At 42.1% G+C, this 22,766-nt stretch carries 19 protein-coding genes and 1 pseudogene; 8 read left to right on the forward strand and 12 right to left on the reverse strand.

Annotated features, from left to right (window positions below; genetic code table 11):
• Positions 1–66: 66 nt before the first annotated feature.
• From recN to ruvX, 3 genes are all read left to right on the forward strand, one after another.
• Entirely contained in the window at positions 67–1,728 is a 1,662-nt protein-coding gene (gene recN, locus PJ15_RS13000) for a DNA repair protein RecN (RefSeq protein ID WP_047431465.1), read from the forward strand.
• 114 nt (positions 1,729–1,842) lie between these two features.
• Positions 1,843–2,397, forward strand: a complete 555-nt coding sequence (locus PJ15_RS13005; protein ID WP_047431469.1) for a YqgE/AlgH family protein — start codon at positions 1,843–1,845, stop codon at positions 2,395–2,397.
• Positions 2,390–2,833 carry a Holliday junction resolvase RuvX gene (gene ruvX / locus PJ15_RS13010; protein WP_047431471.1) on the forward strand — a complete coding sequence of 148 codons (444 nt, stop codon included), beginning with the start codon at positions 2,390–2,392 and terminating at the stop codon, positions 2,831–2,833. Before PJ15_RS13005 ends, ruvX begins: the two co-directional genes overlap by 8 nt.
• A 94-nt stretch (positions 2,834–2,927) precedes the next feature.
• On the opposite strand, the gene PJ15_RS13015 is transcribed toward ruvX, so the two are convergent.
• From PJ15_RS13015 to PJ15_RS13025, 3 genes are all read right to left on the reverse strand, one after another.
• Positions 2,928–3,929 carry an HlyD family secretion protein gene (locus PJ15_RS13015; RefSeq protein WP_047431474.1) on the reverse strand — a complete coding sequence of 334 codons (1,002 nt, stop codon included), beginning with the start codon at positions 3,927–3,929 and terminating at the stop codon, positions 2,928–2,930.
• Between the two features lie 63 nt (positions 3,930–3,992).
• Positions 3,993–4,199 carry a DUF1656 domain-containing protein gene (locus PJ15_RS13020; protein ID WP_004774072.1) on the reverse strand — a complete coding sequence of 69 codons (207 nt, stop codon included), beginning with the start codon at positions 4,197–4,199 and terminating at the stop codon, positions 3,993–3,995.
• Positions 4,192–6,285, reverse strand: a complete 2,094-nt coding sequence (locus tag PJ15_RS13025) for an FUSC family protein (RefSeq protein ID WP_047431476.1) — start codon at positions 6,283–6,285, stop codon at positions 4,192–4,194. The genes PJ15_RS13020 and PJ15_RS13025 overlap by 8 nt, the downstream gene beginning before the upstream one ends.
• A 434-nt stretch (positions 6,286–6,719) precedes the next feature.
• On the opposite strand from PJ15_RS13025, the gene PJ15_RS13030 reads away from it, so the two are divergent.
• Entirely contained in the window at positions 6,720–7,499 is a 780-nt protein-coding gene (locus PJ15_RS13030) for an IclR family transcriptional regulator (protein WP_005255489.1), read from the forward strand.
• A 210-nt stretch (positions 7,500–7,709) separates the two neighbouring features.
• On the opposite strand, the gene pgsA is transcribed toward PJ15_RS13030, so the two are convergent.
• From pgsA to PJ15_RS13060, 6 genes and pseudogenes are all read right to left on the reverse strand, one after another.
• Positions 7,710–8,297: a CDP-diacylglycerol--glycerol-3-phosphate 3-phosphatidyltransferase gene (gene pgsA, locus PJ15_RS13035; RefSeq protein ID WP_005255491.1), complete on the reverse strand. Its 588-nt coding sequence runs from the start codon at positions 8,295–8,297 to the stop codon at positions 7,710–7,712.
• A 103-nt stretch (positions 8,298–8,400) separates the two neighbouring features.
• Positions 8,401–9,198 carry a thioesterase family protein gene (locus PJ15_RS13040; protein WP_047431479.1) on the reverse strand — a complete coding sequence of 266 codons (798 nt, stop codon included), beginning with the start codon at positions 9,196–9,198 and terminating at the stop codon, positions 8,401–8,403.
• A gap of 104 nt (positions 9,199–9,302) precedes the next feature.
• Complete coding sequence (uvrC, locus tag PJ15_RS13045) at positions 9,303–11,102, reverse strand: excinuclease ABC subunit UvrC (RefSeq protein WP_004774064.1); 1,800 nt, start codon at positions 11,100–11,102, stop codon at positions 9,303–9,305.
• 92 nt (positions 11,103–11,194) lie between these two features.
• Positions 11,195–11,617 (reverse strand): annotated as a pseudogene (locus tag PJ15_RS13050) (PH domain-containing protein).
• Positions 11,618–11,707: 90 nt separating this feature from the next.
• Complete coding sequence (lpxO, locus tag PJ15_RS13055; protein ID WP_004774061.1) at positions 11,708–12,622, reverse strand: lipid A hydroxylase LpxO; 915 nt, start codon at positions 12,620–12,622, stop codon at positions 11,708–11,710.
• A gap of 129 nt (positions 12,623–12,751) precedes the next feature.
• The gene (locus PJ15_RS13060) at positions 12,752–13,840 is read right to left on the reverse strand and encodes a hypothetical protein (protein WP_047431482.1); all 1,089 of its coding nucleotides are present in this window, start codon (positions 13,838–13,840) and stop codon (positions 12,752–12,754) included.
• Between the two features lie 482 nt (positions 13,841–14,322).
• On the opposite strand from PJ15_RS13060, the gene fadB reads away from it, so the two are divergent.
• Together fadB and fadA are read left to right on the forward strand one after the other, a co-directional pair.
• Entirely contained in the window at positions 14,323–16,476 is a 2,154-nt protein-coding gene (gene fadB, locus PJ15_RS13065; protein ID WP_047431485.1) for a fatty acid oxidation complex subunit alpha FadB, read from the forward strand.
• 12 nt (positions 16,477–16,488) lie between these two features.
• On the forward strand, positions 16,489–17,661 hold the full coding sequence (gene fadA, locus PJ15_RS13070) for an acetyl-CoA C-acyltransferase FadA (RefSeq protein WP_004876444.1): 1,173 nt from the start codon (positions 16,489–16,491) through the stop codon (positions 17,659–17,661).
• A gap of 66 nt (positions 17,662–17,727) precedes the next feature.
• Here the strand turns inward: fadA and PJ15_RS13075 are convergent, their stop codons facing one another.
• Positions 17,728–18,246 (reverse strand): hypothetical protein, encoded by a 519-nt coding sequence (locus PJ15_RS13075; protein WP_047431490.1) that lies wholly within the window; start codon positions 18,244–18,246, stop codon positions 17,728–17,730.
• A 249-nt stretch (positions 18,247–18,495) separates the two neighbouring features.
• On the opposite strand from PJ15_RS13075, the gene PJ15_RS13080 reads away from it, so the two are divergent.
• Positions 18,496–19,215, forward strand: coding sequence for a hypothetical protein (locus tag PJ15_RS13080; RefSeq protein ID WP_047431493.1), 720 nt, complete (start codon positions 18,496–18,498; stop codon positions 19,213–19,215).
• 88 nt (positions 19,216–19,303) lie between these two features.
• Positions 19,304–20,002, forward strand: a complete 699-nt coding sequence (locus tag PJ15_RS13085) for a hypothetical protein (protein ID WP_047431496.1) — start codon at positions 19,304–19,306, stop codon at positions 20,000–20,002.
• Between the two features lie 38 nt (positions 20,003–20,040).
• On the opposite strand, the gene PJ15_RS13090 is transcribed toward PJ15_RS13085, so the two are convergent.
• Complete coding sequence (locus PJ15_RS13090) at positions 20,041–21,846, reverse strand: ABC transporter ATP-binding protein (protein ID WP_047431499.1); 1,806 nt, start codon at positions 21,844–21,846, stop codon at positions 20,041–20,043.
• A 54-nt stretch (positions 21,847–21,900) separates the two neighbouring features.
• Positions 21,901–22,650 (reverse strand): hypothetical protein, encoded by a 750-nt coding sequence (locus PJ15_RS13095; protein WP_047431502.1) that lies wholly within the window; start codon positions 22,648–22,650, stop codon positions 21,901–21,903.
• Positions 22,651–22,766: the final 116 nt, after the last annotated feature.

Consider the following 22,766-nt stretch of genomic DNA (forward strand, 5'->3'; position numbering starts at 1 on the left):
AACTCTTGTAGCAACTTTAAAACTTCTCTATCTTTAAGCAAAAGATTCTGTGCATTGGATGCGTTTATGCTCACCCATTTAACTTTAATTAATTTTGCACTCGCTGACCATTTGGCTTTAGATATTGAACAAGGCTTCAATGTGCTGACTGGTGAAACTGGCGCGGGCAAATCATTATTGTTAGATGCGCTCTCTGCATGTCTGGGTGAACGCACTGATACCAATTATGTCCGCTATGGCGCTGACAAAGCCGATGTCACAGCCGTATTTAGTTATCAAGCTGACAGTGCCGAAGCGCAATGGCTCGCCGAGCATGAACTGGATGATGATTCTGGTGAGATCCATTTAAGACGGGTGATTTTTGCCACAGGCCGTAGTAAGGCCTGGATCAATGGCCGTCCGAGTAGTTTAGCTGAACTCAAGGAAATCGGCCGTTTACTGGTACAACTCTATAGCCAGCACAGTCAACAACAGTTATTAGAGCCGCCTTATCCAAAACGCTGGCTAGACCGTTATCACAATTTTGCTGAACCCTCGAATGCCGTTCGCGAAGCATATAGCACGTGGCAAAAGAATATTCGCCAGCATCAAGCCGCTTTAGATGCGCAAGCAACACGCATTCAAAAAATACAAAACCTAGAATCTCAAATTGAAGAACTTGAAGACGTGGTTCAAACCGATTATCGGGAAATTGAGCAAGAATTTGATCGTCTTAGTCATCATGAACATATCATGCAGGACTGTAGCTATAGCCTGAATGTCTTAGATGAAGCTGAGCAGAATATTACGCAGGAAGTCGCGTCGATCATTCGTCGTTTAGAATCTCATGCAGGTCGTAGTGAGCAGCTTGCTAGTATCTACAATGCGTTGTTAAATGCGCAAAGTGAAATCGATGATGCTACGGCGAGCTTACGTCAATTTATTGACCGTCAAAGCTTTGATCCAGAGCGTATGGAACAACTGAATGCAACCTTGGAAGTATTCCATCGCTTGGCCCGCAAGCATCGCACTCAACCCGAATTACTCAAACAAGAATATGAAAGCTGGCAGCAAGAATTAGAACAGTTGCATCAACTGGAAGATCCAGAAACTTTGGCAGAGCAAGTCGAAGTTTCGTATCAGGCGTTTATGCAGAAAGCACAACATTTAGATGAGATTCGTCGTGCAGCAGCAATTCCGTTAGCGAAGCAACTCACTGAACAGGTCAAACCATTAGCATTACCTGAGGCGCATTTTGAATTTAAGTTTGAACCCTTAGAACCAGCCAATGCAGAAGGTTTAAGTTTCATTCAGTTGTTATTTACCGCCAATAAAGGGATTCCACCTCAGCCGCTGGCACGTGTCGCATCAGGGGGTGAGCTTTCACGTATTGCCCTCGTCATGCAAGTCATGAATGCGGAAAAAACAGATGCTGAAGTACTAGTCTTTGATGAGATCGATGTGGGGATTAGTGGCGGTACCGCCGAAGTTGTTGGTCGCTTACTGGCTGATCTTGCACAACATGTTCAATTGTTATGTATCACCCATCAGGCTCAGGTTGCAGCGCAATCTGACCAACATCTACTGGTGAAGAAACAACAAACAGATCCAGCAAGCAGTACCATTATCGAACTGGATGAAGAGCAACGTATTTTAGAACTGGCACGTATGTCGGGCGGGGTCGAAATTAGTGAGACCACTTTGCAGCATGCAAGACAGTTACGTCAGCTTAAATTTCAGTCTGTCTAAGTAACGGCACAAAATATTAGAAAATAATTGGCGAAATCCGATCAACTCTTGTATGTTGATAAAAAGAACCTATATAGATAGATCAGCACAATACATTGAGGGAGAACCGCCTAGGTGACGAAACAATATCTAACTCACCGTTGTCTAATCGCCCCACCAGACATGGCCGATGACTTCTTTGCCAATACAGTCATTTATGTCGCTCGCCATGATGAAGACGGCGCTCAGGGCATTATCATCAATCGTCCTTCTGAATTACAGATCAAAGAATTACTCAATGATTTAGAAATTGATGCCGATAATGTGCATCCGCATGCCGTATTGCAAGGCGGGCCATTACGTCCAGAAGCAGGTTTTGTATTACATACAGGCCAACCAACATGGCATTCATCTATTGCTGTGGGCGAAAATGTCTGTATCACCACCAGTAAAGATATTCTGGATGCAATTGCGCATAACGAAGGTGTGGGTCGCTATCAAATCGCCTTGGGCTATGCCAGCTGGAGCAAAAACCAGCTTGAAGATGAAATTACCCGCGGCGACTGGCTGATCTGTGAGTCGGATATGGATTTGATTTTCAATCTGCCTTATGGCGATCGTTGGGACGCGGCCTATAAGAAAATTGGTGTAGATCGCACCTGGTTTGCTTCCGAGATTGGTCATGCCTGATATGCAAACAGCTCAATCCATTATGGCTTTTGATTTTGGTACACAGAAAATGGGGATGGCAATCGGTCAATCCAGTATTGAAAGTAGCAATCCCCTGCCATTATTTGCCATGAAAGACGGTATTCCAGACTGGGATAAATTATTAAAGATCGTCAAAGAATGGCAACCGACCTTATTTTTAGTGGGTTTACCGCTGAATATGGATGATAGTGAATCTGAATTGTCAGCTCGTGCACGGAAATTTGCCCGTCGTTTACGTCATCAAACCAATATTGAAACGTGGATGGTGGATGAGCGTCTGACCACACGCGAAGCAAGAGAAGAACTTGAATCCTATCAGAGCAAAGGTCAAGCCAAGCGTTTATCGGCTGATAGTTTTGCTGCTGCATTATTAATTCAAAGCTGGTATCGCGATCCTGCTGGGATTACACCTTAAAGAAATCTATAACTTTTTATCATTTAGCGGCGCTCCATGCCGCTTTTTGTTGTCTCATTCTTGAATGAATTAGACTCCGTAGGAACCTCATTGACTATTTTTCAATAATTCTGACTGTCGCAGTACGTCCAGAAACAAAAGCTAATGGATTATGCGGTTGCTCATCCAGTACGATTTTTACTGGTACACGCTGTGCCAGACGCACCCAGCTAAAGGTTGGGTTCACATTCGCCAATAAGTTTGAACTGCCAGAACGCTCACGGTCTTCAATCCCTGATGCAATCCCCTGCACATGACCACGAATCTGTTGACGATCCCCCATCAACTGTACGGTTGCAGCATCACCCAGATGAATACGATTGAGTTTAGTTTCTTCAAAATAACCCACCACATAAAGCTGTTGACGGTCTAAAAGTGCAGCTACGGCTTGCCCGACTTTAACGTAGTTACCCACACGTAAATCAAAGTTCGATAATGTTCCATCCGCAGGTGCAACCACTTCTGAACGATGCAGATTTAATTGCGCCAAATGCAGTGCGCTGTTTGCAACCTCAATCAAGGCCTGTTGTTGCTGAATAGCAGCATTGGCTTGTTCAATATTGGCAGTCAATTGCTCTTTCTCTGCGACAGCTTGATCACGCACAGCAAAGACCTGATCCTGCTCCTGCTTGGAAATCGCACCATCCATTAAGCTGGCATAGCGAGCCGCATTTTTATCAGCTAATTTTTTGTTTGCTTCAGTTTTTACCAAACTGGCTTTGGCACCTGCCAGCGTGGCATGCGCTTGTGCCAGACCAGCTTTAGCTTTGGCTAAATCTGACTTGGCCTGTTCCACATCCAGTGCCTGACGTGCGACATCGATTTTAAACAGCACCTGCCCTTTTTTTACGGTCTGGTTGTCTTGCACCAGCACTTCAGTGACCAAGCCATTCACATCTGAAGCGACCTGAATCACATCACCACGAATACGGCCATCACGCGTCCACGGTGCAGCATTGTAGTAATTCCATAAATGCACAATCGTATACACTGCAACCAGCACAGCCAGTAGCAATACAATTGGACGTATGACTTTTCTCACATCAAATGCATTCATGTTCATTACCTTTACCATTTATCTTTAAATCATTAAATTTCATAGACACTTTATTCAAAACACTTAAGCCCATAACCACACGAACAACCAGTGCACCAGTAGCATGAGCCCCAAGTAAAAGCACAAATTAAAAATACTCGGGAGTGCAATCCAGCCTTTACTGATCAGGCGATCCAGTAATGGGCCAGCAAGCTTAAACAAGACATAGGCAATAATGGCCTGTACCAAAAGAATGGGAATATAAATACCATAAAGATTAAGTTCACCCATGAGATACACCTAAGCCATACATGTCTGAATAGCGCTGTTCTGTGGAAATATGACCAATGCTTTCGCAAATATTATTGAGCGAAATCAACAGTCGTTGACGTAATTGAGCATCTTCAATCTGCGGTGCAATACGCTGCAAACGCGCTATTTGCTGCACAATTTCTGCTGGGAAATGGTGAATTGAGAGCTGTTTCTCTTGTGCCTGAAAATACGCTGTAAGTTGCTGTTGCAAGGCATTCACTTCTTGTTGTAGCTCTACCATTTGCGGCAATTTTTGGCTAATTTCTTGCAAACGCACCAGATCAACAATCGAGCTACTTTCAACCAGCGCATTTTGAATTGCCGTTTTAATTTCTGGATTTTGTACCATCTTGGTATTCAACACGCCGACACGATCTAACATACTACGTAAATGAATTTTGAAGTCACTGCCATAAGACAGATGTAATGCCTGTCGCATCGCTTGATAATGCAAAGCTAAAATTCGGGTCGCACTGGTATCTGGAGAAACGGCACGTACTAGATCAATCACAATCAGGGAGACCATTACACCCAACACCATTGCAAATGAACTGTCCAGATAAGACACGGCATCCATGGTGTATTGGTTATGCAGATTCAAACCCATCATGGTGTTAATGCCCAATACCATGCCAATTGGCATCAACATCTGATTCGCCATCATGGTCACTGCCACCAGAAATACAGGGAACAATACCAATGCCAATTGCCAGAAGTGAGTCACATGCGGGAAGATACCAAAGGCGTATAAAAATACCAGTCCTGCCGAAACAATACTGCCCCAGATAAAAATGCGTAGCACAGGCACAGGATTATCCAGCGCCGTCAAAATACAGGCGGTGATTGCGCCCATTTGCGCCATCATGAAGCCCGCTTTCCAGCCCGACAAAATCCATGCACCTGTAACAATAAAAGTGATCAGCACAGCACTAATTCCGCCACGAATCGCAATACCATGATCTCGATGCAAACTCGGATATTTCGTAGTAATCGACGTAATTTCAGCAGGAATGTCTTTTTTACCTTGCTGAATCTGTTGCCAGATCAGTTTTACCGCCAGAATATTGGCAATAAAATGACGAACATCCATTTTCAATGCAGCCAGCACAATTTGCTGTTCAGGAGTTGCAATCGAAATCAGCTCAGCAAAATCTTCTTCAAAACGATCAGGCAAAGCTTGTAAATCTGCTGGACTTAAAACTCTTTCCTGTTTTAGAAATGTCAGGGTATCCTGACGAATCCGATCTAAATGTGGGGTCAGATTGGTCACTTGCATTTGCCCGAGCTGTTTCACCCGTTGAGACAAAGCCACCAGATTCGCCACCACCAATGAAACCTGATGCAGCATTTCCTGCAACGGTTTGGTCATGCCATTTAACTCACCTTTTTCATAAGCCAAATGCACAGCCAGCGCATGAATATCTGAAGCATCGCGGGTAATTACCGAAAGCACCTGCGTGTAATTTTCTGGCTCTTTCTGAACCGTAATCAAACGCTCAAAGGTATTTTCCAGATCATTCAGGGTCTTATTTACACGTTGCTTAATCATGGCCCCGACATGAACAGGGAAAAATGTTGCAGAAACAACCGCGGTCGCCACCACCCCAATCGAAATTTCCAGCACCCGCGCCAAAGCGATATCAAACATATTGTAGGTATCGATATAGGTAATTGCGTTATACACAATCATTGCGGTGGAATAACCCGCCAGCATGAACACATAACTACGTGGCGTACGGTCAAGTAGCGACACATACAAGGCAAAACCCACCCATAAAGACAGGATAATGGTAAAAAGCCACGGCGTATTAATAAAATGCGGTGTGAGCAATAACGCAATAATTGCACCCGTAACAGTTCCCACTAAACGATACACACATTTGGAAGACACCATGCCTGAATAAGGATTGGCAATGATCAGGACAGTACCGATCGACCACATCGGGTTAATCAGGTCCAGTTCAAACGAGATAAACAATGCCAGCATACCTGCTACAAATGTTTTGCACGCAAAGATGATGTCGAGTCGACTTGGTCTAAAAGCCAACAGCTGTTTAAATAGCATGAACATGTCTCAATTTAGGGTCAGCTTGATCCTCATCACATCCATAAAAATGTGACGACTCGTCCAGACTGATCTGAAGAATTCAAATCAGGGCAATCGATAGGAATAAAACTGGATATTGGGAGTGATATACAATGCTTGTGCTTGGTATTTTTAGAGAGATTTCCCTAAAAATAATTATCCAAATAAGACATTGTGGTGCTAATTTTTTCAAAACAAAGTGAATTAGTCAACATAAATTATCACTATTTGATAATTTTTAATTTTAATCTAAAATAATGACGTTAATATTTCATCATTTTCTCAGCATCAGACTCTATTTCTTCACAGAAGAAGAGCAAATTTAAAATCCCATACACCACTTAAGCCTTTTCTGTTATAAAGCAATAAAAGTTCGGTTTTCACGTTATTTTGTAAGGAGTAGACAACGCATCATGGCAATTTCGAGTTTTGGTAAAATTCTCACCGTGCTGGATTTATTTTCAGTTTCACGTCCGATTATCAATGTCGATAATATTTGTGATGAGCTTGGTCTCTCCAAACCAACTGCCTATCGTTATTTAAAAGAACTGGTTTCTGCCGATATCCTTAAGCGGATTAGTGGCACATCGGGTGACTACACGCTTGGTTCTAAAATCGCAGTTCTTGACTATATTTCGCATAGTACTGATCCACTGATTCAGATCAGTATTCCGTTTATGCGCGATATCGTAGAACGTACCGAGTTATGCTGTTTACTCACCTATTTAAATCATGATTACTGTATCGATCTGCATCATGAAACCTTCAAGGAAGCTGAACTGATTTCCTATGGTCGAGGCTGCCCACGCCCTGTTTATGTCGGTGCCTCCCCGAAGATTGTGATTGCACATTTAACCAAACAACGCATTCAGGCGTACTATCAACAGTTCACGCAGGAACTGGCGCAGGTGGGTTTTGCCAATAATGCAGATGAATTTATGCAGCAGATGCGAAAAATCAAGAAACAGGGCTTCTATTTATCACAAGGTGAGATTGACCCAATGGTATGCGGTCTTTCAGTGCCGATTCGCTTCTCAAACAAAGAAGCCCCTATCGCCTTGACATTGGTTGCCTCAAAGAACCGCTTTGATTTCCTGAATATTCAAAAGCTCATCGAAATTCTACAAACTAATGCGTCTCAAATCGAACATAAGTTCGTTACGCTTTCTGAAAACCAGAATAGTCAAATTTGAGAATATTAAAAAACATTTACATTTTTCACTGTTGTAAATACCAACAAATTCTCATATTATGATTATGTTCTTCAGCATACTCTCCCAAAGAGCATGACTTTCCTCAGAGAACTAAGCTCATCGTTGTTATGGGCTTTTTTCTTGCCTTAAATTTTTCATCCCATAAAAAAAAGCCCTCTCAATAGAAGGCTTTTCGTATGCAAATCATGCTTAGGGCTGTTTTAAATATGGCCAAGCTGCTTTCATATAAATAAACATGGACCATAATGTTAAAATAACCGCAGCATAGAGCAAGGCATAGGCCCAGATCTCTAAAGGTTTCCAGTTCAGCAGGAAGACACTGATCGCGATCATTTGAAAGGCTGTTTTATATTTTCCGACTGTTGAAACCGCAACACTGGTACGCGCACCGAGTTCCGCCATCCATTCACGCAAGGCAGAAACGGTAATCTCACGGGAAATAATCACAATCGCAGCAAACGCCATAGAAATGGTAGGTTGCCATTGCACCAGAACGATCAAAGCCGCTGCAACCATTAACTTATCTGCCACTGGATCAAGAAAGCGCCCAAAAGCAGAAGTCTGATTCAGGGTTCGTGCCAAATAGCCATCAAACCAGTCGGTCACCGCTGCCAAAACAAAAATCGCAGTCAGTACCATATGGCGCATCATTCCCCCATGATGCTCAGCAATTCCAATTGCTGGTGGCCAATAGGCAATCACCAAAAACACGGGAATCAGGGCAATACGTGCCAAGGTTAAGATATTAGGAATGTTCAGGATTTGCCCTGTGCTCATAAACACCGCCATGTTGTTCGCATCAAATGCAGTTTGCACAAAGGATGTGCTGAGATTGTATTCATGTGTAGGCAACTTTATACGAAATGCATCGCAGTGTCGACTAGGCAAAAACCGCAACTGTTTGTCTAAGCACCGCAATTAAACGGTTTTCACGATTCCAGAGATATGCATATTCGGTGGAATAACCATGTTCTGCATACTCTGTCACAACTTTATATTTAAACCAGTCTTGCATCTGCTCCGCCACAGGATGTAAATAAGTAATCTGCCAGGTCAATGAACTTGCGGGTGCAGGTGTCTTAAATATCGGCAATACACCAGGCGGCCATACATCCATTAATGCAAACAGATCAGGGAGTTGCATCGCACGGTTCTGATGCAAATTTGGTGAGAAACGACTCCATCCCCCAAAATCAGGCACTTTGCTGCCTGCCATTGGATAACTGCCTTCAGCCCAGCACAGTTCAAAATGCTGTAAACATTCAGGCATGAGTCCTTCAATATAAAACGTTTTATCGAGTTGCTCAGGCGTAGGATAATCAGGCACTTGCGGCAGATTTTCGACATGAATTCGGGACTCGCGTGGCGAACCAAAGCTGGCAACCAAGATACTTTGCACCGCTTCGTCTTGCCACAATCTTACTTCAAGCGTAGTCACGGACTTACCTTCACGTAAGACTTCCGCGGTAATTTCTGCTTGTCCTTGCTGTACAGGCCCTACAAAAGTGATATTACAGCTGAGCAGTTGCTTTGCCGCATCTTGTACGACCGATAAAGCTTTCTTGATCAGAATGCCTGCGACCAGACCGCCAAACACCGTGCGACCTTGCAGCCAGCCTGACGGGATATCAATCCATTCTTGTTGTTCAACCTGCTGATAGAGCGGAAGCAATGACATCATTTTTCCTTCATGATCCAAACATCCTATCTTTGAATGTTTTTAGCGATTTGTGAATGATCATTGATACAACCTCATCACGACGATTGAGTCAATTGAACCTTTTATTCATGCAGAATTTTATAAATTGTTCGCGCCATCACTTCGCCCAAACCCGGAACCAGCATTAACTCTTTTTCAGAGGCTTTTAATACCCCTTGAATACCACCAAAATGGGTGAGCAAATCACGTCTACGTTTTGGTCCTAAACCAGGAATAGCTTCCAATACTGAACTACTACGACGTTTATCTCGCTTAGCCCGATGTTTGGTGATCGCAAAACGGTGGGCTTCATCGCGAACCTGTTGAATCAGATGCAATGCTTTATGATCTTCTGGCAATTGAATCTTGGTGCCATCAGTAAAATGTAGCGTTTCCAGCCCCGGCTTACGCCCTTCACCTTTAGACACACCAATCATAAAAGCATCGAGTTGCAATTCCTGCATCACGTCCATCGCCATATGCAACTGCCCTTTACCGCCATCAATTAACAACAGGTCTGGCAGCATATTCTTCTTATAACGTCGGGTCAGAGCTTGGCGCATTGCAGCATAATCGTCCCCACCAGTAATATCCTGAATGGCAAACTGACGATAATCGCGTTTTCTTGCGCCACCCTGATCGAATACCACACACGAAGCAATCGGTGCTTCACCCATGGTATGACTAATATCAAAACACTCAATACGATCGATTGGGCGTCCGACCACCTGCTCCAACTGATGAAAACGCTCATTCAGTTCCAGATGATTACTCAACTTGCCTTTAATCGCATGTTGCACATTCATTTGCGCCAGCTCAAGCCATTCCGCCCGAGTTTCACGCACTTTATGCTTGATCTGGACCTTTTTATTAAAGGTTTGCTGCAAGGCCTCTTCCAGTTGTGCCTTGTCAGGAATGTCGATATTCACAATCAATTCAGACGGCACTTCATCTGCCACCTGAAAATAAAAGTTTGCCATAAAATCACTGAGCATCTGCCCCAAATCATCGCCCAGCATATCTGGAAAATAACTTTTTCCGCCCAGCATACGCCCATTACGGACATGCATGATCTGCACACAGGTCACACCAGCCTGATAAGCAATCGCCAGAATATCGGCCTCACCCTTAATTTTAAACACCGCTTGCTGAGCTTGGACTTCACGCAATAAACCTAGACGATCACGATAGAATACGGCTTTCTCAAATTCCAGTGCCTCTGCCGCCTGCTCCATTTTTCCGATCAGTTCCTGATTCAGCTCTTTGGTATCACCTTGCAAGAAACGAATCGAGTTATCGACATCTTCTTTATAATCTTCAGGACTAATCAAGCCCACACACGGCGCAGTACAGCGCTTAATCTGATATTGCAGACATGGGCGTTTGCGCTGTGAAAAATAGCTGTTTTCACACTGACGTACATTAAATAGTTTTTGTAAAACCAGTAAGGTATCTCTGGCACTATAGGCACTGGGATAAGGCCCAAAGAACTTACCAATCTGATGCTTGCCTTTCCCCCGCCCACTGGCGATCCGTGGATAAGGTTTATCCGCAGAAACAAAGATATAGACGTAAGACTTATCATCTCGCAACATAATATTGTAGGGTGGGCGGTGCAGCTTAATCAGGTTTTGTTCGAGTAATAAGGCTTCCGTTTCAGAGCGAACCACCAGCGATTCAATATCATAAATACGGGCCACCAAGGCCTGCGTTTTAGGATGATCAATGGTTTTTACAAAATAGCTCGAGACACGATTTTTCAGGTTTTTGGCTTTGCCCACATACAGTAATTCACCATCCTTACCTAGCATTTTATAAACGCCAGGTAACTGGGTCATATGCGCCAATATTTTTTCAATATGTTCTCGAGCGTTTGGGTTCACGGCATGCCTATTCTCTCTATTTACACCACATGATGTGATGCTTAGGAAGATTTTTTCAAGTTTTAAATGTGAATATCCTGTAAGTACAACGCTTATCTAGAAGGTGAGCGTGTTTTGTTCAGTGCTTTGCAGAAAACATCTTTATCTTTAGGTGAAATCAAAATATGACTTGCTACACCATTTTTATGATAATCAATGCGTAAACGATCTAAAGATAAAGCAGGAGATGAAATGAGGTTATGACTTTCCGAGATTTTGGTAATGTCTGACTGATTGATTTGCCACTTAAATAACATTGAATGAATCATTAAGTGCTATTCTGTCACGATATAGCGTGTATTTAGAATTGGCCACCATAACAATGCAATGGTTAAAAAATAAAGTAGCGCATGTTCAGGATATTGCTGCATCGTTCCCTTGATATACATGGTCCACAAAAATTGGAACAATAAACCTGTGGTTGCGATGACCCCACCCCAGAACCACCAGTCGATTTTGGAACGGAATACTTGCATACGGGCTTCCAAATAATGTTGATGAATTAAAATATCTTATCGCAATCCCCCATAAAAAAACGCCCTTACGGGCGTTAATCTAATTCGAACTTAAAATACATAAGGACGAATAAAAATAAGGAAGAATAAACCAAGCATGATGAACCACTTCAAGAAGTAATACAGTGAACGATTCGACTTCTTCAAGGCTTTGGCTTTAATACGGATCTGGTAAATATAACCAAATGCCTTATTTAAACCACCTGTCTGGTCACCCGCTTCATTTGGTGAACTCGCCGCCGTCATCACTTTCTTACCAAACCAGTGATTAAACTTTTCCATAAAACGTGTTTTTAATGGACGTTCAACATCTGCAAAGAAAATGATACGGTTTTGATCCGTAGTGTTTTCAGCATAGTGAATATAAGTTTCATCGAAGACAACACTTTCACCATCACGCCAAGAATAACGCTCACCATCTACATCAATAAAGCAACGGTCGTCATTCGGTGTGATTAAGCCCAAATGGTAACGTAATGAACCTGCATAAGGGTCACGATGGCGAACCAAACGACTATCTGGTGCAAGCTCAGTAAACATTGCAGCTTTAATAGTTGGTAATGTTTTTAATAAAGCCGTTGTTTTTGGACAAAGCTCAGCTGCTGATGGATGTGCAGAGTCATACCATTTCAAATAGAAACGTTTCCAGCCTGTTTTAAAGAATGAATTAAACCCCAAGTCATCATAAGTACTTGATGCTTTAATCCCACCTTTGTCATACAAGGCTCTTGCTTCATCACGAATCATTTCCCAGTTTTCATCAAGGATTTTTAAATCCTTAAAATGCTGTGTGTCGATATACGGCTGATTCGGCACTTTGGAAAACATGTACATCAAAAAGTTAATGGGCGCGAGAATCGTCGAATGGTCAAAAAATTGACGATAAAACGAATGTTTCACTTTCCCACGACGCTGAATATACAATGCAGAAATGATAAAAATCGCTAATATGATCCACTTAATCATAGACTATTGCTTTAGCTTTAAAAAAATCAGCGCTATTTTAACACCGTATTTATTGATTCAAACAAGAATTGCATAATTTAAATAGATCGACAGGTATACGGGTGCTCCACATACCTGTCTAAATAGAACTTATTTTTTGACTTTACTTAGAACGCTATCCATAGATTTAGCAGCTTCTGCATTGTAATAGTCACATTGGCTACGCATTTTTGCATCTACTGATGCCATGAACTGATCTTCTTTTGCTTTACCTAAAGGAACAACGACACTTTTAAACCACTCTGTGTCCCTGAATTGTTTTTTCAGGTCTTCTACGAACTCATCGGTATTCCATTCTGGTTTTTGCGGATATGTGTGGTAGACCTTGCCCTGGTATTCAAGTGCAAACTGATAATATTCAGGGGCTGAAGGATCATCATTATGCTCTAAGAGTGAACCTATTTTAATTTTTCCCCATACCTCGACATCTGGTACTGTTTGCTTAGTATAGCCAGCATCAAATACTTTATCAGCCCAGTCCTGTAAGACTTTGGCATCCAGAACTTCAAAAGAAGTATTCGGTTCAAACTCGAAGAAAAATTGATTAGAGCTAAATGCTTGTGTCTGTATGCACTTTGCCCCTTTTGGAAATTTATCAGAGATCTTCACCAATTGGCTGGATACTGCACCCATATCAGGCGAGCCTCCATTATTCACTTCAAACTCATACATAGAGATCAGTGCTGGAGCAAACTGATCAACGATTCTTACCCCCTGAAGATCAATTTCCTTCATCTTCTGAGTAAATTTCAAATCGTTAAAACCAGCTTGGTTATAGGGTGAAGTTACCCAAGTCGTTGAAGTCATTGAATGAATAAAACTATCGCGAATGCCCCGATCCGCACGATAGCTTTGTTCCGTTTCGGGAACGTATAAACCATTGGTTTCAGTTACGTAGTGATTATAAAAGATAGGATTTTTTGTTTTCTCAAGCAGAATTCCCTTCTCAATATTCCACTCTGATTTATCAAAATCCAACTTTTCTTGTTCATAATCAATATCAACTGAATATCTAAATAATTTAGCTTCCCCATTCGGGAAAAGCTCAGCCTTGACTTCGTTAGAGTTAGAATTATTACTGTTAGAGTTTGAGTCATTACTAGATGAAGACCCACCACCTCCACATGCACTGAGCATCAATGGAAGCATTGCCAAAACAACAAATTTAATTTTTAACATAATATTACTTTCTTAAACATTTTTATAACACAAAGTTTATCTAAAGATAAAAAAATAGACAAGTCTTTCTGTCCAGTGTTTATAAATTGACCTAACTTATTTAATAAAGAACTTTTCTTTGTTATTTCCTACTCATAAATAAGTCGAAATTTATATAAATAGCGCTCGATTTAGCGCGCTTATCTCCATCGTTAAAAACGACAGATTGTTAAAATATCGCAGCGGTTTTTAGGAGATAAATAAAGCTTCATAGAAGCCTAAAAAATGAATAAGAAAAATATAAAATCATTTTTTTCAGAAACATAGAACTAAAAACTGAATAACAAAAACAAATGATGACCCTAGCGTCACGGCTTGATACAACTTGTTATGTCCTTTTTGGATATAGTTATCGTAAGATTAGCGAAGCTTTTTTGTGTGCCGAACTGCACATACGCTTTATGACATCCACTTAGAATCCTCCACAACAAGGGAGATCAGGCATGATCCACGCTGGCAATGCCATTACCGTCCAAATGCTTGCGGACGGAATTGCAGAATTCCGCTTTGACTTACAAGGTGAGTCGGTTAATAAATTTAACCGTGCAACCATCGAAGACTTCCAAGCAGCAATTGCTGCAGTGAAAGCCAATAACGATATTAAGGGCTTAGTCGTAACTTCTGGCAAATCAACATTCATCGTTGGTGCTGATATCACTGAATTTGGCGACAACTTCGCTGCTGGTGAGCAAGCGATCGTTGATTGGCTTATGCCTGTACATGAAATCTTCAATAGCTTTGAAGACTTAGATCTACCTAAAGTTGCTGCAATCAATGGTACAGCGCTAGGTGGTGGTTTTGAAATGTGCTTGGTGTGTGACTACCGTGTAATGTCAGAACAAGCGCAAGTTGGCCTACCAGAAATCAAACTCGGTATCTATCCAGGTTTTGGTGGTAGTGTACGTTTAAGCCGTTTAATCGGTATCGACAATGCCGTTGAATGGATGGCAATGGCGAACCCGAAAAAACCAGCTGCTGCCTTGAAAGACGGTGCTGTAGATGCGGTTGTTGCTGCTGACAAATTACAAGAAGCTGCGGTTGATTTAGTTAAACAAGCCATCGCTGGCCGTTTAAACTGGAAAGCAAAGCGTCAAGAAAAATTAGACGCAATCAAATTGAACCCACTTGAACAAATGATGGCGTTCAATACGGCGAAAGGTGCAGTACTTGCGAAAGCAAACCCTGCTCAATACCCTGCTCCAAAATTATTGCTTGATTCTTTACAAGCCGGCGCAAGCTCAACCCGTGATGATGCATTAAAAGCAGAAGCACAAGGTTTTGCAAAAGCTGCGATTACTCCACAAGCAGGTGCATTGATTGGTTTATTCATCAATGACCAAGTCGTGAAGAAAACTGCGAAAAAATATGAGAAAGGTGCTCATCCAGTCAACCAAGCTGCTGTTCTAGGCGCTGGTATCATGGGTGGTGGTATTGCTTACCAAGCGGCAAGCAAAGGCACACCGATCATCATGAAAGATATTGGTAACCCACAACTTGCATTGGGTATGAAAGAAGCGAATGGCTTGCTCACCAAGCAAGTTGAGCGCAAGAAAATGAAACCTGCGCAAATGGGTGAAACACTGGCTCGCATCCGTCCAACTTTAAGCTACGACGAGTTTAAAGAAGTGGATATCGTGATCGAAGCGGTGACTGAAAATCCAAAAGTAAAAGAAATCGTTCTTGCTGATACTGAAAAGCATGTTCGTGAAAACACGATTATTGCGTCTAACACCTCTACGATTTCAATCACACGTTTGGCGAAAGCATTACAACGTCCTGAAAACTTTGTAGGTATGCACTTCTTCAATCCAGTACACATGATGCCATTGGTAGAAGTGATTCGTGGTGAAAAGACTTCTGAAGAAGCAATCGCAACAACTGTAGTTCTTGCTCAAAAAATGGGTAAAACACCAATCGTTGTTAACGACTGCCCAGGTTTCTTGGTTAACCGTGTATTGTTCCCTTACTTCGGTGCATTCGACCTTCTTGTAAAAGACGGTGCGGATTTCCAGCAAGTGGATAATGTAATGGCGAAATTCGGCTGGCCGATGGGCCCTGCATACTTGATCGACGTTGTTGGTATCGATACAGGTGTTCATGGCGCAGAAGTGATGGCAGAAGGTTTCCCTGACCGTATGAAGCCAGACTACAAAGGTTCAATCGAAGCAATGTACGAAGCAAAACGTCTTGGTCAAAAGAACGACGTTGGTTTCTACAAATACGTGTTAGATAAGAAAGGCAAGAAAGCGAAAACTGTTGATCCAACAGCATACGAAATCATTGCACCATTCGTGACTGGTGAAAAACGTGAGTTTGATAATCAGGAAATCATTGACCGTATGATGCTTGCTTTCTGTAACGAAACTGTTCGTTGCCTAGAAGACAAGATCGTTGCAACTGCTTCTGAAGCAGACATGGCAATGATTATGGGTGTTGGTTTCCCTCCATTCCGCGGTGGTCCATGCCGTTACATCGACCAAACAGGTGTTGCTGAATACGTTGCGCTTTGCGACAAATATGCACACTTAGGTAAGGCTTATGAAGCGCCACAAATGTTGCGTGACATGGCTGCTAACAACACAAAATTCTACGGTTAAGGAGCGACGTGAATGGCTACTTTAAATCCACGTGACGTTGTGATTGTTGATGGCGTTCGTTCTGCCATGGGCAAATCACGTAACGGTATGTTCCGCAATGTACGTGCCGACAGTTTATCTGCTGAATTAGTACGTGCACTTGTTGCTCGTAACCAGTTTGATACTAATGAGGTTGAAGATGTAATCTGGGGCTGTGTAAACCAGACTTTAGAGCAAGGTATGAACATTGCTCGTAACATTGGTTTATTGGCTGATATTCCAAAAACTGCTGGCGGTCAAACAGTAAACCGTCTTTGTGGTTCTTCAATGCAAGCAATCCACACTGCGGCAGCTCAGATTGCAACCAACCAAGGTGATGTATTCATCATCGGTGGTGTAGAGCACATGGGCCACGTCGGTATGATGCACGGCATTGACCTCAACCCAGAAGCGTCTAAACACTATGCAAAAGCATCTAACATGATGGGCTTAACCGCTGAAATGTTAGGTCGCATGAATGGTATCTCTCGTGAAGAGCAAGATGCGTTCGGTGTTGAATCTCACCGTCGCGCTTGGGCTGCGACTCAAGAAGGTCGTTTCAAAAACGAAATCGTTGGTGTTGAAGGTCATGATGCAAACGGCTTCAAAATCCTTTGCGACATCGACGAAGTAATTCGTCCTGATGCCAATCTTGAAGCGTTCCAGGCATTGAAACCAGTGTTTGATCCTAAAGGTGGTTCAGTAACAGCAGCGACTTCGTCTGCTCTTTCTGACGGCGCATCTGCAATGTTATTGATGTCTGCTGAGCGTGCTCAAGCATTGGGTTTAAAACCACGTGCCGTGATTCGTTCAATGGCCATTGCAGGTTGTGATGCTGCAATCATGGGTTATGGTCCAGTACCTGCAACTCAAAAAGCGCTTAAGCGTGCTGGTTTAACCATGGCGGATATCCAGACTATCGAATTAAACGAAGCATTTGCTGCTCAAGGCTTATCAGTAATGAAAGGCCTAGGCGTTTATGACAAGCAAGACATCATCAACTTGAATGGTGGTGCGATTGCATTGGGTCACCCATTGGGCTGTTCTGGTGCGCGTATCACTACAACCTTGTTGAACGTGATGGAACAACAAGATACACAAATCGGTCTTGCGACCATGTGTATCGGTCTTGGTCAAGGTATCGCGACTATTATCGAACGTGTTTAATCGACACTGAGATAAAAAGAAAATCCCCGCACTTTGCGGGGATTTTTTATTCCTAGGAACAAATTGTTAACGCGGCAATAAAGGATTCTGTGGTGGATTTAATCCATCTCTAATCTGTTGCTGCAATTTCAAAATATCGCCTAAATCGATTTTAATCGTGCCATTGCGAATGCCGTCAATATTACCGCGTTTAATATTCAAAGGTTCCAGCATTTTAAAAAGACCATTGGTTGGATCTGAGGACTGAAAACCAGAAGCAACAGCCAATATGTATTGTTGCAAAATCGGAGAATATTGAGACAGATCTGGCTGCGCCGCCATCGGTTGATAATTCACGCTGGTCGGACTTTCAGCCACACTGGTATTCTGCATGTCATTGTGAATTTTATAGACACGATGTTGCAGTGCTTGACGAACTTGCTTATCTTCCTGATAAGGTACAAATCCAACTTCTTCCCGCAGCTCAGATTCAGCCATGATCCGAATCGTCGGTAATGACGTAACCTCTCCCTCTTGCGCGTGAACCATGGGTACACCCAAAGGAGTCAACAGGGAGATCAAAGCTGCTCGTTTAAAAAAATTCATCGTTTGCTCCAAATATCCCTCATCCATAAGAAAATAATGAGTTAAATAAAAGCATATATAAATAGGCTACAGCAAAGTCAGATTTGATTCAGTAAGGGTCAGATAAACGGTCAATCGGCACTATTATTTGAACAAATGATTAAATCATGCCATATGATTTTCATCGGATTAATTAAATAAAGGAAGTTCTCGCATTCATAAGAATTTTTATTTATCCTTTTTATAATTATTGGAAAAGTAAAAACAAAAATGCGTTTCAACGGTTTAAATCAGAATATTTTAATCTTTAGCTTATGTTCATCATTATTCCTTACCGCTTGCGCAACCAATCGGGTTGGTGATTCCACAAGAGATATATTTACCAAATATGACTCAGGACACGAATGGATTACCATACTTGAAGATGATGTGGTTGCTTTCGGCAAGCCCGCTACTGCCTTACCCGATGAACCTGCTGACAGCATCGTTATTGCAGGCAAACAGTATAGTTATGTGATTAATAAGGGAGGCAGCGGACTGGTTCAGCTCATTAGCCAACTGAATCCAGAATATATCAAAATTGATCGTGATCTCGATTTTAATGCACCCGCACAGGATAGTCCGCGTTTTTACGGCAATTTTAGATTTTCTTATACGCCGCCCAATGGAAAGTTAAATGACAAAGAAGTCGCTCTTTTTAAGCAATATGGCGTTCAACCCTGTAGCTGTCTGGAAAAAATAAGACCTGCCACATTTGACCTTCGACTTGAAGGCAAGGTATATCCTGCTGCAAATAATCTGGATAAGTTAACGCCTTTATCCAAACCATATCATGTCAAGATTCAATATCTCCACTATAAAAGTGGAACGGTCAAACGTTCCAATAAAGAAATCATGCGACAGCTCCCCCTACTTCCGTTGGCCGTTGCATTTGATGTAATTGCACTTCCTTTTCAGGCCATAGGTCTGACCAATGAGGTATGGAAATAACTAACGCTATACCTCTGTAGCACCATTGATCAGATACTGCTGTTAAGCAAAAGTATCTCACTACTACAAAATATCAAGGATGATCCCAATGCTTACAGATTTTGCAAAAACAATAACCGCTTTGACTATATCTGCCACGTTCCTTACTGGCTGTGCCACTTCAACCTTAATCAAAAAAGACAATCGGAGTTATACACGCACGACGAAAGTCACTTTGGTTGAAGACAGCGTAGTTGCTTTTGGACGACCAGCACAAGCTTCTGCAAATTTGCCAAAAGACAGTATCGTGATTGCAGGACAAAAGAACAGTTATATCCTAACTCAAGGAGGCAGCCAGTTTGTTACTTTAATTGGCAAACTTGATCCAAAGAATATTCAAATTACCCGAGATCTTAATTTCTATTCTGAAAAAAATGATGGCCATTTTTCAGGAACTTTGCCGCTTTCTTATGTCAAACTCAAAGAAGATTTGAGTAAAAAAGACCTCGAATTTTTTATTGAAAATGGCGCTAGAGAATGCTCATCGTCAAGCGATGAACGTATGCAGGCACAGCGGTTCTGCTTCGATATTAAGCTGGCGGGTGTGGTCTACCCTACTGCCAATAATCTCACTTCACTAAAAGCCTTGAGTAAACCTTATCAAGTGACTATTTATACGCAGAAAGAAGAAAGTTATACCTCCAAATCAGGTATGAATCCTTTAGAAAAGCTGGTATTGCTACCGTTTGCTGTTGCCATCGATGTCGTCAGCCTACCATTTCAAGCTGCCGAAAAGATTTTCAATTAAAACAAAATCTGAGGGTGTTTGAAGTAGGTAAGCTTTTACTAACTATGGGTTTCCTCTTCATCATCACCCTCAAAAGTCTTGGAAATTTTTTCAATATTCAGGCTCTTGGCCATCGCATCAAAGATGTTTTTATATACGCCTTGTTGCTGATACAGCTGATGATGTTCGCCATGTTCTACAATCATGCCATCCTGCATCACATAGGTATAATCCGCATCAATAATCTGTGACAGACTATGGGAAATAATAATAACTGTGCGCCCCTGCTTAATCTCATCCAGACTGTGTTTGATCTGTTCTGTTGCGATTGCATCCAGACTGGCAGTCGGCTCATCCAGAAAAATAATCGGGGGATTTTTCAGGAACATACGGGCAATCGCAATCCGTTGTTGTTGCCCACCTGAGAGTAATAAGGCATCCGACTGGTAGGCCTGCGGTAATTTCAAAATCTGCTCATGGATCGAAGCTTTCTTTGCGGCAGCAACAATTTCATCCTGTGTCGCATTCATCTTGCCATAACGAATATTTTCCTCAATCGTTCCCTGAAAAATATGATTTTTTTGCAATACCAGACCAATATGATCCCGTAAATATTGGGTATCGATGTCATTTAACGGAGTGCCGTTAAGCAGAATCTCACCCGACTGGGGCACATAAAATTTATCCAGTAGACTGATTAAGGTTGATTTTCCAGCTCCCGACAAGCCAACCAAAGCGGTAATCTTATTGGGCTGAATCGTCAGGTTAATCTCTTTCAAGGCATGAAACCCATTTGGATAGGAAAAATTTACCTGTTTCAGCTCAAATTTTCCCGTCAATGGCGATGGTTTTAATTGTCCCGATGTCTCCACCTCATCATCCGCTTCCAGTATCTTGAAAAAACTTTCTGCATAGATCATCGCGTCATTCACTTCGTCATAGATCCGATGTAAGGACCGAATCGGTGCTGAGACATTATTAAACAACAGGATATGGAACATGATCATGCCGATACTCATATCACCGACTAACACAAAATAGGCCGTGAGGATGATAATAAAGACCACACCGATCTGTTCAATAAAGGTTTTCAGCCCTTCAAACAAGAAACTAAGCTGCCGTGTACGCATCTGGTGATCGGTTAATTGTTTTTGCAGCGTAAGCTGTTTTTCCGCTTCGATCTGTTCACGGTTAAAGGATTTAATGACGGTGATTGAGTTAATGATACTCAAAATGCCCTGACTTTTACGTTCGCGCCCATCACGTAAATTACGGCGTGTGCCGCTCAATTTCTGCGCCTGTTTAAAGGTGACCCAGAAATAGATCGGGACAATACATAACGCCACCAAACCAATCCACACATTGGCATAAAACATTAAGCACAAGGCGATCAAGGCACTACTAAACAGCGGAAAAATCTCGATAAAGAAAATCTGTACCAGTCGTGTGATCGAGCCAATACCACGATCAATACGGGTCTGTAATTTTCCAGCCTGATTATCATCCTGCGTAAAGAAAGCCAGCCGATACTGTAAAAATTTCACGATAATCGACTGCGCCACATCTTGTGAGATCAGAATGCGGAGTCTCTCACCAAAGAACTTTTGTCCAAACTGAATAAAGATATTGATGATCTCTTTACTCAACAAAATCACACTAATGGTGACCAGAATATGCCAGCCTGCACTCAAGCCCTGTCCTGATTCAACCACCGCATTGATCTGGTCAACCGCATATTGCAAGGTCAACGCATTGACCTGTGCAGTTAAAGCACCAATCAGCGTCAGCAGCAAGGTCACAGCAACCAGCCCCTTATAGGGAAGGACAAAAGGTTTTACTTTATGAAATAGCTGCCATAAATTCATATATTCGACGTCTGCCTTTTATGCGTGCAATGTGTATTGAGTCAGCGATATGGATTACAGTTCTTCTTCCAGTACCTCTGCATTATTTTTCTTGATCTTCTCCATTTTGCTATTCAATTTCAGCACATCCTGATACAGCGTATTAAACTTTTTCACCTGCGCGGTTTCGCGGAAAAGAATCATTTTGTCCTTTCTTTGCCATTGGTGCTTTTTCAGCATGTCAAACATGGCTTGTGCTTTTTCAATAATCTGCTGTTCAATCGGGAAAATATCATGCGCTTTATCAGCTTTCAGGTTACTTTCCAGTTTTGCCTGTAAGGAATGTCGCATTTCATTCTGAATGGTCAGACTTTTTGCCTGTTCCATAGAACTGGACTGAATCTGTTGTCGTGCTTGTTCATATTCAGTGGATGCTTTACGCACATCCGCCAGCATCTTTTCAGTTTCTTTATAATCCTGTTTTCGATCCTGATCTAGTCGCTCTACATCTAGAAAAGTATCCCAGTTCGCAGCTTTAAGTTCACGTAGATAACGATTGCGCGCTTCAACATTCTGCATCCAGTAGTTGAGTAGGAATTCTGACATCAACTTATAATCGCCAGATAAGCGATCATCATGAATATCCAGTTGTACCGGTGTAGTCCAGTCTTGTGCCTGATCGTAAAGTGTACGCATTTTCTCAGCCATCACCACTTCAAACATTTGTTTATTGTTGGCAGCACGTTGCTGTAATTGATGTTGATAGAGAAAAAAAGAACCGATGCCAAGGACCACCACAAGGAAAAATAATAAAAAACGGCGCATATTGCCTCCAAATTCATTATATTTTTTTATGTTCTGAATCTTAGTTTAATCGATAAAAGACAAACCTTTATATGATTTTTATTTCACTTCTCGTAACGCAGCATTACATATTCATC

It is taken from the genome of Acinetobacter sp. neg1 (assembly GCF_000788125.1).
GTDB classification, from domain to species: Bacteria; Pseudomonadota; Gammaproteobacteria; order Pseudomonadales; family Moraxellaceae; genus Acinetobacter; species Acinetobacter vivianii.

Coding starts and splice junctions, on each gene's coding strand:
- recN (WP_047431465.1), top strand. CDS start 67: ATGCTCACCCATTTAACTTTAATTAATTTTGCACTCGCTGACCATTTG.
- ruvX (WP_047431471.1), top strand. CDS start 2,390: ATGCCTGATATGCAAACAGCTCAATCCATTATGGCTTTTGATTTTGGT.
- PJ15_RS13015 (WP_047431474.1), bottom strand. CDS start 3,929: ATGAATGCATTTGATGTGAGAAAAGTCATACGTCCAATTGTATTGCTA.
- PJ15_RS13020 (WP_004774072.1), bottom strand. CDS start 4,199: ATGGGTGAACTTAATCTTTATGGTATTTATATTCCCATTCTTTTGGTA.
- PJ15_RS13025 (WP_047431476.1), bottom strand. CDS start 6,285: ATGCTATTTAAACAGCTGTTGGCTTTTAGACCAAGTCGACTCGACATC.
- PJ15_RS13030 (WP_005255489.1), top strand. CDS start 6,720: ATGGCAATTTCGAGTTTTGGTAAAATTCTCACCGTGCTGGATTTATTT.
- pgsA (WP_005255491.1), bottom strand. CDS start 8,297: ATGAGCACAGGGCAAATCCTGAACATTCCTAATATCTTAACCTTGGCA.
- PJ15_RS13040 (WP_047431479.1), bottom strand. CDS start 9,198: ATGTCATTGCTTCCGCTCTATCAGCAGGTTGAACAACAAGAATGGATT.
- lpxO (WP_004774061.1), bottom strand. CDS start 12,622: ATGATTAAGTGGATCATATTAGCGATTTTTATCATTTCTGCATTGTAT.
- PJ15_RS13060 (WP_047431482.1), bottom strand. CDS start 13,840: ATGTTAAAAATTAAATTTGTTGTTTTGGCAATGCTTCCATTGATGCTC.
- fadB (WP_047431485.1), top strand. CDS start 14,323: ATGATCCACGCTGGCAATGCCATTACCGTCCAAATGCTTGCGGACGGA.
- fadA (WP_004876444.1), top strand. CDS start 16,489: ATGGCTACTTTAAATCCACGTGACGTTGTGATTGTTGATGGCGTTCGT.
- PJ15_RS13075 (WP_047431490.1), bottom strand. CDS start 18,246: ATGAATTTTTTTAAACGAGCAGCTTTGATCTCCCTGTTGACTCCTTTG.
- PJ15_RS13080 (WP_047431493.1), top strand. CDS start 18,496: ATGCGTTTCAACGGTTTAAATCAGAATATTTTAATCTTTAGCTTATGT.
- PJ15_RS13085 (WP_047431496.1), top strand. CDS start 19,304: ATGCTTACAGATTTTGCAAAAACAATAACCGCTTTGACTATATCTGCC.
- PJ15_RS13090 (WP_047431499.1), bottom strand. CDS start 21,846: ATGAATTTATGGCAGCTATTTCATAAAGTAAAACCTTTTGTCCTTCCC.
- PJ15_RS13095 (WP_047431502.1), bottom strand. CDS start 22,650: ATGCGCCGTTTTTTATTATTTTTCCTTGTGGTGGTCCTTGGCATCGGT.